The sequence below is a fragment of the Bizionia hallyeonensis genome, from assembly GCF_042657385.1.
Lineage (GTDB): Bacteria > Bacteroidota > Bacteroidia > Flavobacteriales > Flavobacteriaceae > Algorimicrobium > Algorimicrobium hallyeonense.
This window is the reverse complement of the sequence record NZ_JBHSLA010000003.1, coordinates 264,955-280,963: the sequence shown is the minus strand read 5'-3', so window position 1 is coordinate 280,963 and position 16,009 is coordinate 264,955. Positions and strand designations below refer to the sequence as shown.

Annotated in this window: 12 protein-coding genes; 8 read left to right on the top strand and 4 right to left on the bottom strand. The window is 36.1% G+C overall.

The genetic code is table 11. The features are described 5' to 3' along the window. Positions 1–82 precede the first annotated feature (82 nt). Together ACFPH8_RS09355 and ACFPH8_RS09350 are read right to left on the bottom strand one after the other, a co-directional pair. Positions 83–2,656, bottom strand: a complete 2,574-nt coding sequence (locus ACFPH8_RS09355) for a M4 family metallopeptidase (protein WP_376860421.1) — start codon at positions 2,654–2,656, stop codon at positions 83–85. Between the two features lie 99 nt (positions 2,657–2,755). Further along, entirely contained in the window at positions 2,756–3,175 is a 420-nt protein-coding gene (locus tag ACFPH8_RS09350) for a nucleoside-diphosphate kinase (protein WP_066255829.1), read from the bottom strand. 153 nt (positions 3,176–3,328) lie between these two features. Here ACFPH8_RS09350 and ACFPH8_RS09345 point away from each other — a divergent pair, with 153 nt between their 5' ends. The 3 genes from ACFPH8_RS09345 to ACFPH8_RS09335 are packed head-to-tail and all read left to right on the top strand — an operon-like array spanning position 3,329 to position 6,078. Further along, positions 3,329–4,348 (top strand): DHH family phosphoesterase, encoded by a 1,020-nt coding sequence (locus ACFPH8_RS09345; RefSeq protein WP_376860418.1) that lies wholly within the window; start codon positions 3,329–3,331, stop codon positions 4,346–4,348. After that, positions 4,341–4,886 carry a gliding motility-associated peptidyl-prolyl isomerase GldI gene (gene gldI, locus ACFPH8_RS09340; RefSeq protein WP_376860416.1) on the top strand — a complete coding sequence of 182 codons (546 nt, stop codon included), beginning with the start codon at positions 4,341–4,343 and terminating at the stop codon, positions 4,884–4,886. Before ACFPH8_RS09345 ends, gldI begins: the two co-directional genes overlap by 8 nt. Before the next feature lie 31 nt (positions 4,887–4,917). After that, entirely contained in the window at positions 4,918–6,078 is a 1,161-nt protein-coding gene (locus ACFPH8_RS09335; RefSeq protein ID WP_376860414.1) for a peptidylprolyl isomerase, read from the top strand. A gap of 74 nt (positions 6,079–6,152) precedes the next feature. On the opposite strand, the gene ACFPH8_RS09330 is transcribed toward ACFPH8_RS09335, so the two are convergent. Next, on the bottom strand, positions 6,153–7,616 hold the full coding sequence (locus ACFPH8_RS09330; protein ID WP_376860412.1) for an aminoacyl-histidine dipeptidase: 1,464 nt from the start codon (positions 7,614–7,616) through the stop codon (positions 6,153–6,155). A 73-nt stretch (positions 7,617–7,689) separates the two neighbouring features. Between ACFPH8_RS09330 and ACFPH8_RS09325 the strand changes: the two genes are divergently transcribed. From ACFPH8_RS09325 to ACFPH8_RS09305, 5 genes are all read left to right on the top strand, one after another. Beyond that, positions 7,690–8,751 (top strand): DUF3810 domain-containing protein, encoded by a 1,062-nt coding sequence (locus ACFPH8_RS09325; RefSeq protein ID WP_376860410.1) that lies wholly within the window; start codon positions 7,690–7,692, stop codon positions 8,749–8,751. Positions 8,752–8,839: 88 nt separating this feature from the next. Beyond that, on the top strand, positions 8,840–11,815 hold the full coding sequence (locus ACFPH8_RS09320) for an amidohydrolase family protein (protein ID WP_376860408.1): 2,976 nt from the start codon (positions 8,840–8,842) through the stop codon (positions 11,813–11,815). A 19-nt stretch (positions 11,816–11,834) separates the two neighbouring features. Continuing rightward, on the top strand, positions 11,835–13,130 hold the full coding sequence (locus ACFPH8_RS09315; protein WP_376860406.1) for an amidohydrolase family protein: 1,296 nt from the start codon (positions 11,835–11,837) through the stop codon (positions 13,128–13,130). Between the two features lie 87 nt (positions 13,131–13,217). Further along, positions 13,218–14,015, top strand: a complete 798-nt coding sequence (locus ACFPH8_RS09310; protein ID WP_376860404.1) for a TrmH family RNA methyltransferase — start codon at positions 13,218–13,220, stop codon at positions 14,013–14,015. A gap of 95 nt (positions 14,016–14,110) precedes the next feature. Further along, positions 14,111–15,343 (top strand): M48 family metallopeptidase, encoded by a 1,233-nt coding sequence (locus tag ACFPH8_RS09305; protein ID WP_376860402.1) that lies wholly within the window; start codon positions 14,111–14,113, stop codon positions 15,341–15,343. Here the strand turns inward: ACFPH8_RS09305 and ACFPH8_RS09300 are convergent. Next, positions 15,340–15,990 carry a sterol desaturase family protein gene (locus ACFPH8_RS09300; RefSeq protein ID WP_376860400.1) on the bottom strand — a complete coding sequence of 217 codons (651 nt, stop codon included), beginning with the start codon at positions 15,988–15,990 and terminating at the stop codon, positions 15,340–15,342. The two genes, ACFPH8_RS09305 and ACFPH8_RS09300, sit on opposite strands and share 4 nt — an antisense overlap. Between the last annotated feature and the right edge of the window lie 19 nt (positions 15,991–16,009).

Below are 16,009 nucleotides of genomic sequence, written 5' to 3'. Positions count from 1 at the left end.
TTATTAGAAAAAAGTCCAACTATACGTTTAAAACAAAAAATCCCGCAGTTTGCGGGATTTTTTAGTATAATATAGGACTCAATTAGTCCTTAATCAATTTAATAACGGTATTTGCCGTTTTAGTATAGACTTTCATAAAGTATAAACCAGAGGCCACACGAGAAATATCTAAAGTAGTTGTTTCCTGAATTCCAGATAAATCTATAGACTTCACTAAACGTCCATTGATATCCATAACATCAGCTTTCACTAAATCTAAATTTCCAATATTCTTCATTGTAAATTGACCATTTGATGGATTTGGATATACTTTTATGCCATTTTCCACAGCAGCAAAGTCTTCAACCGATAAGGCGTAGCTACAATTATAAATAGAAATATCATCTACATACCAACCTACTCGACCATTACAGCCATCGGTTCCCATTTCAAATCGAAACTGAACTGTACTTCCTGCTACGACACCAGTAATAGATGACAAATTCACAATACTACGTCCCCAACTTCCGGAATTAGATCCACTATCAGTTCCTGTAAAACCATCTTGACCAGCCAATGGGTTATCATTATCGTCTCTTACAGGGTTAATCCGTGCGTTATATTCATTAGCAGTAAAGGCGGTTTTAGGAAGTAGTCGCCAGTTACCAGAACTGTTTAATCGGTATTTAATATTTCCACCATCCCAACCTTCTTCGGTAGCGATATAATGCATAAACGTCATTTCAAAAGTTCCTGTTAGATAATCGATAGGAATAAAAATTTCAGGGCTTTCTAATCGGATAATTCCATTTTGCATGGAACTGGTACAATTGCCATTTATGGGATCTGCACCAAAAACAGCTTGTCCCAATCTCCCTTGGGGCAGACTACTAGTAACCTCCCAATCTCTAGACTCCCAGGAATTTGAGTTGACTGGTAACTGCTCTAAGGTCCAGTTTCCTAAACCAGATTCCCAATCTTCATAAAATATTGGATTGTTAGTTGAAGCTTCACAAGGATCATTAGTTGCCGCTAAAATAGCTTCATACCCACAAGACTCTGGAAGAATGCGTAATTCCACCGCTAGAATAACTTTCACTAATTCATTATAGTCTACCATAGTCAGAATTTGATTGGATGGTCCAGCAGCAGTTGCTACTGTGGATAAACCTTCTAAATTAATTCCTAATAAATCTGTACACGACGCTTCAAGAGCATCTGCCAACGTGAAAAAATCACTTGTTGAAGTTAGATATGTGCTTTGCGCACGCCAAAAAATATGAGCCGCTTTTGTCAAGCCAATGCCATTAATAGTTTGTCCATTATAGGTACCTCCATCAACCAAAAGTGCATAGGCGTGATTTGGAATTCCAGAATTAGAATGTACACCTCCAAAATCCCCCTCACCACAACGAAATAAGCCATCGGTAACTTTTCCTGGGTCGTTATTACATGGCGGGTTCCACATATCGCGAATAGCACCACCAAAAGCAGTCGCATCTTCGCCAATTCGCCAACGATCAGAACTATTGCAGCCTGTTCGTAAGGAGACATCATCATCTTCATCCGCGTAATCATTTAATAAATCAACCGTTTCTCCCCATATATCTGAAAATGACTCATTCATAGCGCCCGATTGCCATGCGTAAATTAAGCCACTTGTATATTCAGTATAAGCGTGTCCCCATTCATGCGCAACCACGTCATCAGTTGCTGTACCATTACAATAGTTAGCAGAAACTCCATTCCAGTTTGCATTAGGACAATTAAAATTGGGATTGTTACTGTTATTAATGGTTATCATTTGCGCATCCGCATTATTATAAGACACATAACCAAAGGCGTTATTAAAAAAATTATAGACATGCCCTGAAGCTTCCACTTCATTACGTTGCCAGATAGTCAAATTACCTGGAAAAACATCACCCTCTTGCCAAGCAACAGTAGTTGTATCTCCTTCATAAACAATACGATCTAAAGCATGTGGCATACCAGTAAATTGCTCTACCAAAGTACCATCATGCGCATTGACATAAAAATATTCTCTAACATCTGCATTGTTTCTGGCTTCCACCTCATACACCAAATAACTTGATCCTAAATTATTTTCAATAAGGCCTTTTTGAAAAACAAATAAATTTGTTTCATATGCAAAAACGGTTTCACCAGAATAGTTAAGATCCTGTTTAGCTAACATATTTAGAGCAGCAGCATTTGCCGCTTGCTCTGAAATTGAAGGAACAGCATTTACTTTAATATTTGTAATGTAGTTGCCATTTATGGCCGTTAGCTGATTAGAATGATTAAAATGAAATCGCAATTGGCCATCAAAAACAGGAACACCTTGATGTTGCTGATTCAGGGTTACACTTTGAAAACCATAGCTGTCTTTTTTAGCGGGTTGAAATGTAAAGTTGCTTAAATCTTGACTGTCATTAAACAACCCTGTATAGGTTTCTAAAAACGTTCGGATTTTTTCTTGAAGCGTACCACCAGACAACGTTAGTGGTTGATTTGCAGGAAATTTAATAAACTCGGGAACTCCAGATTGGACATTCACCGAAACTTGCGCTTGCGTAACTATTTGTAATTCATTGATAGCTTTTTGAGAGTTTTGGGCTATTAATAAGGTAGAAAACAGGACACAAACTAATAAGGCATAGTTTGTTTTTTTCATAGTATTCTTTTTTTAGAACACAGTAAAGGTAATACTTTGAATAAAAAAAGCCTAAAATGATAAACATTTTAGGCTTTTTAATTTTTATAATGCATGTAACTAAAACATCTCACGTCCAGAAAAATGGAATGCGCTTTCAATAGCAGCATTTTCATCGCTATCACTTCCGTGAACAGCATTTTCTCCCATAGAAGTTGCATATAACTTACGAATAGTTCCTTCAGCAGCATCAGCAGGATTTGTAGCACCAATTAAGCTTCTAAAATCTTCAACAGCATTATCTTTTTCTAATATAGCTGCTACAATTGGACCACGTGTCATGAACTCAACTAATTCACCAAAAAATGGACGCTCGTTATGCACTGCATAAAACGCTTCAGCATCAGCTTGTGTCATTTGTGTTTTTTTCAATGCGACTATTCTAAAGCCTGAAGCATTGATTTTCTCTAAAATTGCGCCAATGTGCCCGTTTTCAACTGCATCTGGCTTAAGCATGGTAAATGTTCTATTTGTTGCCATTCCTTTGTTTAAGTTATATTTCTATTAATGGATTCTAATTAAGAAAAGCTATTTACTATCTAAATTTCTTTCCTTTAAATTTCGTGCAAAAGTAATGTATTTCTTAATAAAAACCATATAAACCAATACTAAAAAATTGTATATTCGTCACCTATGAAAAAAGAAGCTATTTCAGACATCAAACAACTGCTCCGATCACCAAAAAAAATGGTTATTGTTCCGCATAAGAATCCAGATGGTGATGCTATTGGTTCAACCTTAGGACTCTATCACTATTTAAGGATACATAATCAAGAAGCTGTGATTATTGCACCTAATGATTATCCCGAATTTCTAAAATGGATGCCAGGCGAAGACAGCATTTTAAAATATGACACAGATTCAGAAAAATGTGATGCCTTAATTCAGGATGCGGATATCATTTTTACGTTAGATTTTAATGCGTTAAACCGAACGGGCAATATGGAACCGGCTTTGAAAGCCAGCGCTGCCATGAAAATAATGATAGATCATCATCAACAACCAGATGATTATGCCACCTATATGTATTCGGATGTTAGTATGAGTTCCACCTGCGAAATGGTGTATCATTTTATTGCTATGCTGGATGACAAAAACCTTATCAATCAAGATATTGCTACGTGTTTATATACTGGAATTATGACAGATACAGGGTCGTTTCGTTTTGCTTCAACTACAAGCGAAACACACCGTGTTACGGCTTTCTTAATGGATAAAGGTGCCCAACATTCTGAAATCCATAATGCGGTTATGGATGCTAATAGTTTTGAGCGTATGCAACTTTTAGGCTGTGCATTATCTAATTTAAAGGTTATTCCAGAATCTAGGACAGCCTTTATAACGTTATCTCAGGACGAATTAAACACCTACAATTATAAAAAAGGTGATACAGAAGGCTTTGTAAATTATGCATTATCCCTTCAAAATATTATTTTTGCTGCTATATTTATTGAAGATAAACAAAACAATATTATTAAAATATCGTTACGTTCTAAAGGCGACTTTTCCGTGAATGAATTTGCACGTGCACATTTTGAAGGCGGTGGTCATACTAATGCAGCGGGTGGGAAGAGCGATTTGTCGCTTCCAGAAACGGTTGAAAAATTTATTAGTATATTACCCGCTTATAACAATGCCCTGAAAAATGAATAGATTTTTAGTTATAATATGTCTACTATTAACTGCTTTTGCTTGTAAATCACCAGAAGCAAGACGTCCCATTTCTGCTAAATCGGGTTCGTTTATTGATCAGTCTGTAGAACGTAATAAAAATTTAATTAATAAGGAACGCGCTGTTTTTGAAACCATAATGGCTAAAGATTCTGTAACAGATTATATAGCTTCCAACAGTGGATTCTGGTATTATTACCAAACCAAAGCGGCAGACTCATTAATAACTCCTGAATTTGGGGATATTGTGACTTATAACTATACTATTAAAGATATTAATGAAACAGTAATATATAGTCAAGCCGACTTAAAGCAGCAAACCTACATCATGGATAAGCAGGAATTGTTTACCGGATTGCGCGAAGGTTTAAAACTAATGCGTGAAGGCGAAACGGTTACATTTTTATTTCCTTCCCAAAAAGCGTATGGCTATTATGGAGACGAGAATAAAATAGGCACCAATGTGCCACTTATATGTGAAGTTTCATTGATAGACATAAAAACAACAGAACCCAATTAAATTGATATAAACACTTATTTAAAACTCAAAAATGAACACATTGAAACATACCATGAAATTATTAGTATTGGCACTTTTAGTAAGTTTTACATCTTGCAGTCAGCAGTATCCTGATTTAGAAGATGGACTTTACGCGGAATTTGTGACCAACAAGGGTACCATGGTTACCAAATTATTTTACGACAAAGTTCCCGTAACAGTTGCCAATTTTGTGGCATTAGCAGAAGGTACACATCCTAATGTTTCCGATGCTTATAAAGGAAAGCGTTATTATGACAGTTTAACATTTCACCGTGTTATCGATAAATTTATGATTCAGGGTGGCGACCCTACAGGAACAGGATCTGGAGATCCTGGTTACAAATTTACCGATGAATTTCACCCAGATTTAAAACATACAAAACCAGGTATGCTTTCCATGGCTAATTCGGGACCAAACACAAATGGTAGTCAATTTTTCATAACAGAAGGACCAACACCGCATTTAGATAATAAGCACTCTGTTTTTGGGGAAGTTGTTATTGGCATGGACGTATTAGATACTATTTCTAATGTAGCCGTGGAACCAGGAAGTAACAAACCGGTAGTACCAGTTATTATTGAAAAATTAAATATCATTAGAAAAGGTAAAGCTGCGGAAGGTTTTAATGCTGCCGAAGTATATAAAGAAGAACTGCCTAAAGTATTAGAAAAGCAAGAAGCTTTAAAAGAAGCGGCTCGCGAAAAAATTAAAGAATCGGCTAGCGTGGCTGCAGAAGCATTTATTGCTAAAAATGCAGACTTAAATGGAACCGTTAAAAAACTAGATACAGGCGTGGTTATGATTTTTACGGAAGAAGGTGAAAACACGAAGCCATCAAGTGCAGATAAAGTACTAGTTAATTATGCTGGTTTCTTTGAGGATGGTCGTTTATTTGATACAAGCTGGGCCGAAGTTGCTAAAGCAAACAACGCGTATAACGAACAACGTGATGCACAGGGTGGTTACAAACCATTTGCTATGATTTATAATGAAACTGCTGGATTGGTTCCTGGTTTTAGAGAAGCCATGTTAAATATGAATGTTGGGAATAAAGCCAAAGTATTTATCCCTTCATATTTAGGATATGGTGAAAATGGCTCTGGTCCTATTCCTCCAAACTCAAATTTAATTTTCGAATTAAAAATTGAAGGTATTCAAGGAAAACAATAATCCAAACACTCTATAAAAAAAGCCGCGTTTCTAGTTTAGAAACGCGGCTTTTTTATGGTATTAATTGATTTATTTTATTGCTTCTTCGGGATATTCTTTAAAATCTCTAAAACAAATTTCCAGTATTTTTGTGCTGATGAAATTTGGGCACGTTCATCTGGACTATGCGCTCCTTTAATATTAGGTCCAAAACTAATCATATCCATCTCTGGATAGTTCTGACCTAAAATACCACATTCCAGTCCTGCGTGACAAGCAGCAACGTGTGGCTTTTCATCATTCATATCTATATAAAGCGTTTCTAAAACTTGTAATATTTTAGAATCCATATTTGGTGTCCAACCTGGATATTCGCCTGAAAACTCTACTTCACATCCGGTTAATTCAAAAGTAGCTCGTAAACTATTGGCTAAATCCCATTTTGCACTTTCAACTGAAGATCGTGTTAAACAGGCTATTTCTATATTACCATCTTTTATAACAACACGGGCAATATTATTCGAGGTCTCCACCAAGTCCTTAATATCTGCACTCATTCTATACACACCATTTACGGCCGCATACAATGCACGCGTAACACCTTCTTGAACACCTAAATCCATAATGGTTTCAGGCGTTTCTACTTTGGAAACTTCAATTTTTAAATCGGGTTCCATCGTTTTTAGCTCGGTTTGAATAACCTGCGCATAGTCTGCCATTTCGGCAACAAAAGCATCTTCATGAATGGAATCGATGGCAACAATAGCATGACTTTCACGTGGAATGGCATTGCGTAAGCTACCGCCATTAATTTCAGAAATACGTAAACCAAAATTCTCAAAACCATCAAATAATAAACGGTTCATAATTTTATTAGCGTTTCCTAAACCTTCGTGAATTTGCATCCCGGAATGACCACCTTGTAAGCCTTTTACAGTAATGGCATACCCGGTTTTAAATTCTGGTGTTTCTTCTTCTTTGTAGGTTCTTCTAGCAGTTACATCAACACCGCCTGCGCAACCTACTCCAATTTCATCATCTTCTTCCGTGTCTAAGTTTAAAAGTATTTCGCCTTGCAGTAAACCGCCTTCAAGTCCCATAGCGCCTGTCATTCCCGTTTCCTCATCAATAGTAAATAAGGCTTCTATTGCTGGATGTTCAATATCAGTGCTTTCTAAAATGGCCATAATAGTAGCCACACCTAACCCGTTATCGGCTCCTAGCGTTGTGCCTTTGGCACGCACCCAATCGCCATCAATATACATATCAATTCCTTGGGTGTCGAAATCGAAATCTGTATCATTATTTTTTTGATGCACCATGTCTAAATGCGACTGCATGACAATGGCTATTCTATCTTCCATGCCTTTTGTTGCTGGCTTTCTTATAATGACATTTCCTACGCTATCTTCTATAGTTTCAAGACCTAATTTTTGACCGAAATCCTTCATAAATGCAATAACCCGTTCTTCTTTTTTTGAAGGTCGTGGTACCGCATTTAAATCGGCAAATTTATTCCATAAGGCTTTTGGTTCTAGTTCTCGTATTGCTTCGTTCATATCTGTATTTTTTAAGTTTTACAAAGGTAATTATAATGTATAGAGTAATAAAACAATTCCTTATTTTTGAAATATGCAGAAAAACCCAAAGCTTTTAATAGCGCTCGCGCTTATCCCACAGATTATCCTTATTAATATTTTGGCGCAATTTCCAGAATTTGTAGAAACCTATTACAGTCATGGAATTTACCAATGGGTTTCTGCCATATCCCGTTATGTTTTTGGTTGGATGCCATTTTCTTTTGGCGATATTTTTTATGCAGCAGCCATCATTTTCATAATCCGTTGGTTGCTTATAACTAGAAAACGGATTTTTAAAGATTTTAAAAATTGGATTATTGATATTTTCGCAACCATCTCTTTAATCTATTTCGCTTTTCATGTTTTTTGGGCTTTTAATTATTACCGATTACCGCTTCATAAAAACCTGAATCTGAAAGCCGATTATTCAACCGAAGAACTTATAATGGTTACCGAAAAATTAATAGAAAAATCGAATGCACTTCATGTTAAGGTAGCTATTAACGGTACCGTAAAAGTAAATCTACCCTATACTAAAAAAGACATTTTAAACATGGCGCCTTTGGGTTACATACAATTACAAAAGCAGTATCCACATTTGGAATACCACCCAAAGAGTATTAAAATGTCCTTGTTTAGTGTACCGCTAACGTATATGGGATTTAGCGGCTATTTAAATCCTTTAACCAATGAAGCTCAAGTAGACGCACTCATTCCCGTATATAAATTCCCAACAACCGTTTCTCACGAAATTGCGCATCAGTTAGGTTATGCTGCCGAGAATGAAGCTAATTTTATTGGGAGTCTGGCTGCCATGTCACATACAGACCCATATTTTAAATACAGTGGAACAACCTTCGCGTTACGCCATTGCTTAATGGAAGTTTTTAGGCGAAATCCCGAAAAATATCAAGAACTATTATTGACCATCAATATAGGTATTCTGAAAAACTATCAAGAAGTTCAAGATTTTTGGAGGCGTTATCAAAACATCACAGAACCCGTTTTTAAAGAAACTTATAATTCCTTTTTAAAGGCCAATAACCAACAAGGTGGTATGAAAAGTTACAGCTACGTTGTAGCCCTTTATGTGAATTACTTTTTGGAATCCTAAACAAAATGTTAAAAAAAATCCAATTCATTTAGCACCCATTTCTTATTACTTATATTTAAGTTTTTAAATTTGAAACCAACCTAAACCCATGAAACAACTCCTTACGCTTTTGTGTTTTGTGTTCAGCACAACGCTGTTTTCACAAAACTATTTCCCAAAAAATGATGGTGTAAAAACTGAAAGTCATAGTTATCATGCTTTCACCAATGCAACCCTTCACATTTCCCCAACAGAAACCCTTGAAAATGCCACATTATTAATTAAAAATGGCAAAGTTATTTCTAGTGGAAAACAAGTTCAAATTCCAGAAAATACAACAGTTATCAATCTGGAAGGCAAACACATTTATCCCTCATTTGTGGATATATACTCATCGTTTGGAACCAAAAAACCTACACGTGCAGAAAACTCAAACAGCCCACAATATGATGCCTCACGCGAGGGTTACTATTGGAATGACCATATTAAACCCGAACAAAATGCTATTGAAGGTTATGCCTTTGATGCTAAAACAGCAACCGAATTACGCGAAGCTGGTTTTGGAACCGTAAACACCCATATTCCAGATGGCATTATTCGTGGAACAGGTAGCTTAATTGCGCTATCCCCAAGTGGAACAGATGCCTCTCGCATTTTATCAGATCGTTCTGCACAGTATTTGTCAACCAACAAAAGTGTTACGTCTAGACAAGCATATCCAACCTCTTTAATGGGAGCTATGGCGTTAATTAGACAAGTAAACTATGATGCTGATTGGTACGCCAAAGGTTTATCAGAAACAAAAGACCGATCATTAGAAGCGTTCAATAACAATAAAGATTTAGTTCAAATTATTCATGCAGGAAGTAAAATGAACGACTTGCGTATGGACAAAGTTGGAGACGATGTAAACACCCAATATATTATTGTAGGCGGTGGTGATGAGTATGAGTTAATTCATGAAATTAAAGCTACAAATGCATCATTCATTATACCTATCAATTTTCCAGATGCATTTGATATGGAAGATCCCATCATGGCAAACACAGCAAGCTTATCGGATATGCGTGAGTGGAATCAGAAACCAAGTAATCCTGCTGTTTTACATAAAAACGGCGTGCCATTTGCCCTCACCTTACACGACTTAAAAAAACCGTCTGAATTTATGCCAAACTTGCAAAAAGCCATTGAATACGGTTTGGATGAAACAGCAGCTTTAGCAGCGTTAACAACCGTTCCTGCTAAAATTATAGGAATAAGTAATGACATAGGAACCCTTAAAAATGGATCTTATGCAAATTTCTTAATTACGTCTGGAACTATTTTCGATACCAAAACAACGCTTTATGAAAACTGGGTTTTAGGTAACAGGCACCAAATTGTACCCATGAACACAAAAGATATTCGAGGCGATTATGAGTTGCAAGTTGCCGGAACGACATACGATTTAAAAATTTCTGGTGAAATTTCGAAGTTAAAAGCAACGGTTAAAACAGATACGCAAAAACTAGGCTCAAAAATTACAATGACTGATGATTGGTTAGCATTAACGTTCTCCAGTATAGATACCACAAAACAAGATTTTGTAAGACTTTCAGCTAAAATTACCAACACTCCAAATATAAGTGGGGCTGCTATTTTACCAAACGGGAATGAAGCCACTTTTTATGCTAAAAAACTGGAGTCTAAAGACGCTGAAAAATCAGATGACTCCGACGTTGATGACAATAAGGAGTCTAAATCCGATATTAAGATATTTCCAGTTACGTTTCCTAATGAAGCCTATGGTTTTACTGAAAGACCAAAACAACAAACCATTTTATTTCAAAATGCTACGGTTTGGACCAATGAAGAAGCCGGTATTTTAAAAAACACCGATGTCCTTGTTAAAGATGGTAAGATTGCTAAAATTGGCAACAATTTAAGCGCCGGAAGTGCTATGGTTATTGATGCCACAGGGAAACACATTACTTCTGGTGTTATTGATGAACATTCGCATATTGCAACAGCAGCGATAAACGAAGCTGGTCAAAATTCCACCGCCGAGGTTACTATTGAAGATGTTGTAGATTCAGATGATATAAACATATACAGAAACTTATCAGGAGGTGTTACAACCATTCAAATTTTGCATGGTTCAGCAAATCCTATTGGTGGTCGCTCTGCAATAATTAAATTGAAATGGGGCGAGTCAGCGCAAAATTTAATTTTCCCTGACAGTCCTAAATTCATCAAGTTTGCTTTGGGCGAAAACGTAAAACAATCTAACTGGGGCGATTATTCGCGTTCCCGTTTTCCGCAAACCAGAATGGGTGTGGAACAAGTGTATACGGATTATTTCACCAGAGCAAAAGAATACGAAGCTTTAAAGAAAAGTGGTAAACCGTATCGTAAAGATTTAGAAATGGAAACCCTTGTTGAAATTTTAAATAAAGACCGCTTTATTAGTTGTCATTCCTACGTTCAAAGTGAAATTAATATGTTAATGGAAGTTGCCGAACGTTTCAACTTTAATATAAATACGTTTACACATATTTTAGAAGGTTATAAAGTAGCTGATAAAATGAAAGAACACGGCGTTGGAGCTTCTACTTTTAGTGATTGGTGGGCTTATAAGTATGAAGTGAATGATGCCATTCCATACAATGCCGCTATACTTCATAATCAAGGTATTGTAACCGCTATTAATAGTGATGATGCTGAAATGTCTAGACGATTAAATCAAGAAGCGGCTAAAGCAATCAAATATGGTGGTGTTAGTGAAGAAGAAGCATGGAAAATGGTGACATTAAACCCGGCCAAATTATTACATATCGATGATCGTGTTGGTAGCGTGAAGGTTGGTAAAGATGCTGATATGGTACTATGGAACGGCCACCCAATGTCTATTTACACCAAAGCTGAAAAAACCCTAATTGAAGGAAAAGTTTATTTTGATATGGATCGTGATAAGCAAATTCGCGAAAGCATAAAACAAGAGAAAAACGAATTAACAACGATGATGTTGCAAGCCAAAAACAAAGGTTTAAAAACCAAACCCGTTGTTAAGAAAGTAGATGAACATTTCCATTGTGACACGATTTAATACTCTAAAAGAAAATAAGATGAAACATTATACTATATACATCCTTGTTATTACGCTATTTGTAGGAAGCTTTTCCTTTGCGCAACAAACACCAGGATCCAAACAAACTAAACCCATTGCTATTGTTGGCGCTACCGCACACATTGGAAATGGTCAAGTCATTGAAAATTCTGTGATTGTTTTTGAAAACGGAAAAATCACATCGGTGAATACAACAAATTCCAACACTTCTGGTATGACTATTATTGATGCCAAGGGTAAACACGTGTATCCCGGATTTATTGCGGCCAATTCTGCTTTAGGATTAGTAGAAGTAGATGCTGTAAGAGCTTCGGACGATCAAGATGAAGTTGGCGGTATGATTCCACATGTACGCAGTTTAATTGCTTACAACACAGAATCTAAAGTCGTAGAATCCATGCGTCCAAATGGCGTGTTAATGGCACAAGTATCGCCTAAAGGTGGTCGTATTTCTGGAACCTCATCCATTGTTCAATTGGATGCTTGGAATTGGGAAGATGCTGCTATTAAAACAGATGATGCTATTCACCTTAATTGGCCAAGTGCTTTTTCTAGAGGTCGTTGGTGGTTGGGAGAGCCTGCAGGTTTAAAACCAAACAAAGACTATGCTGAACAAGTAAACGAGGTCGCTGCTTTTATTACCGACAGTAAAGCCTATTTAAAAGGTGATAAAAAACCTATAAACTTACCTTTTGAAGCGATGCAAGGTTTGTACAATGGTAAGCAAAAATTGTTTGTTCATGTAAATGATGAAAAAGGAATTACAGACGCTATTCATTTCGCAAAAGATCATAAGATGGAGCAATTAGTTATTGTGGGTGGTGCAGAAGCATATAAAGTAACCGGATTATTGAAACAAAACAACCTACCTGTTTTAATTAATACACCACACACATTGCCTGCCAATGATGATCAAGATTATGATTTACCATTTAAATTAGGGAAACTTTTATATGACGCAGATGTTCTTGTAGGCATTCAAGTTGGAAATGCGGAAAACTTCCAAACACGTAATTTACCATTCTACGCAGGCACTTGCGCGGCGTACGGGATGGATAAAGAAGAAGCTCTAAAATTAATCACATCTAACAACGCTAAAATACTAGGTATTGATGCCTTTGTTGGTACTTTAGAAGCAGGAAAAGATGCCACACTTTTTATTAGTGCAGGTGATGCTTTGGATATGCGCACCAATATTTTAACACGAGCTTTTATCCAAGGTCGTGAAATAAGTTTAGAAAGTCACCAAACAGAATTATGGAGACGTTATTCTGAAAAGTATAAGAATCAGTAACCTATTATTACCATAAATAAAAAGCCTCGATGAAAATTGAGGCTTTTTTAAAATTAATAAACAATCGAATTATGTATTTTTGCATTTATGATAAAACAGATTACTAGCACACAAAATTCCTACATTAAAGAATTAGTGCTTTTAAAAGAAAAATCTAGAGCTCGAAAAAAGTCTGGATTGTTTTTAATTGAAGGTGCTCGGGAAATTGGTCTAGCCCTAAAAGGTGGCTATCATTTAGACACTATTTTATTTTATCCAGAATTATTTTCTGAAACCGATCTGGATCAGTTAGTGAAGGATTCTGTTAATCGTATTGAGGTGTCCAAAGATGTCTATCAAAAACTAGCGCATCGGGATACGACTGAAGGTGTTTTGGCAGTTACGAAAACAAAAGAACATGTTTTAGAATCTATAACTTTAAAAACAGAAAACCCCTTAATCCTCGTTGCTGAAGCACCAGAAAAACCAGGTAATATTGGTGCTTTATTGCGAACTGCTGATGCCGCCAATGTAGATTTAGTAATAATTGCCAACCCAAAAACGGATTTATACAATCCAAATATTATACGCTCTAGCGTTGGTTGCGTATTTACAAACCAAATTGCTATGGGTTCCACTTCAGAAATTATTGCATTTTTAAAAGAAAAACAGATTCCTATTTACTGTGCAGCTTTGCAAGCATCTGTAGATTATCATACTCTAGATTACACCAAATCAACGGCCTTGATTGTTGGCACAGAAGCCACAGGATTAAGTCAAGAATGGCGCGATGCGGCTACACAAAATATTATTATTCCCATGCAAGGCGAAATAGATTCCATGAACGTCTCTGTTGCCGCAGGAATTCTTATTTTTGAAGCCAAACGACAGCGAAATTTTAAATAGCCTGTCATTCCGAACAACTGTGAGGAATCTCAAATTCACGAGATTTCTCGTATTCCTCGAAATGACAACTCCAAATTTATAGAACCACTCAATACATGACTTCAACCACCCTATTCTACATCATCATAGCCATCATTATAGTAGATTTTCTTGTCGATAAAATCCTCGATGCTTTAAATGCCAAACAGTATAACGATCCTATTCCAGAAGAATTAGATGATGTTTACAATGCCGAAGATTATGAAAAATCCCAGGCCTACAAAAAAACCAATTACAAATTCGGCATTATAACATCCACATTTTCACTTGTACTTACATTAGCGTTTCTATTTTTTGATGGCTTTGAATTTATTGATAATGTAGCGAGAAGCTATTCTGAAAATCCAATCATCATCGCGTTAATATTCTTTGGAATTATTATGATTGGGAGCGATATTTTAACCACACCCTTCGCCTATTATCAAACCTTTGTGATTGAAGAAAAATTCGGGTTTAATAAAACTACTAAAGGCACGTTTATACTAGATAAATTGAAAGGTTTACTTATGATGGCTATTTTAGGAGGTGGTATTTTAGCACTAATTATTTGGTTTTATCAAGCAACAGGAACATACTTTTGGTTGTATGCTTGGGGACTGGTTACGTTTTTCACCATTTTCATGAATATGTTTTACGCACGACTCATTGTACCTCTTTTTAATAAACAAACACCTTTAGAAGATGGTAATTTACGCGATAAAATTTCGGCTTATGCAGAAACTGTCGGTTTTACTTTAGATAAAATTTTCGTGATTGATGGCTCCAAACGAAGTACCAAAGCCAATGCCTATTTTTCAGGTTTTGGAAGTGAAAAGCGCGTCACACTTTATGACACTTTAATCAACGATTTAGATGACGAAGAAATTGTTGCTGTTCTGGCACATGAAGTCGGTCATTATAAAAAGAAACATATCATCTTCAATTTGGTAACGTCCATTTTGCTGACTGGATTAACGCTATATATTCTATCAATTTTTATTTCAAATCCGCTTTTATCAAATGCCTTAGGTGTTCAAATATTTAGCTTTCATGTTGGTTTAATAGCCTTTGGTTTATTGTATAGTCCTATTTCCGAAATTACCGGATTAATTATGAATTGGTTCTCCCGAAAATTTGAATACCAAGCGGATAATTATGCTAAAAACACTTATGCTGCAGATCCGCTAATAACGTCGCTTAAAAAGTTATCAAAAAATAATTTGAGCAATTTAACACCACACAAGGCGTATGTGTTTATGCACTATTCACACCCAACACTTCTGCAACGTATGAAGAATTTGAAATCTTAATTTTTATTAATTCGGCGAGCTTTTGGTGGCATCGTGCCAAAAACGCGATCCCAAAAAGTATTAGAAACACCAAATGCCTTATTCGGGTATTGATAGTGGTGCAAGCTATGGTGATGCCATAGGTTTTTAAACCGTTTAGGCGGACGCATAACATGGGTAGCACGATGCACAAAAGAGTATAATAAGTAACCCACAAAAAAGCCAGGAAAAAAACCAAAAACTAAATTGGTTATACCTAACAACCAGAATATTGTAAAAAAGAAACCAAATAATAAGGATGCTAAAATAATTCCGGGAACAGGTGGCATAAGTAAACGCTCTTCATCTTTTGGATAATGGTGATGAGCACCATGCATAACAAAATGAAACCGTTGGGACCATTTGGCTTCGGTTACCCAATGAAATACATACCGATGTAAAACATATTCGGCAAATGTCCAGAATAAAACTCCCAAAACAAATAGACCCACAAACTGAAAAACACGTAAACCAATAATTTGAATAGCTAAATAGCTTAAGCCAATAATTACTAGTCCATAAATTACAATATTGGATACAGGATCCGTTTTCGTTAAACGTTCTAAAAAAGGGTTCTTAAAAATTTGGGCTTGTCCCGTTTTAAAATCGGTCGTTACCTTGGATTTCATAATGCGCTATTTTAGGTAA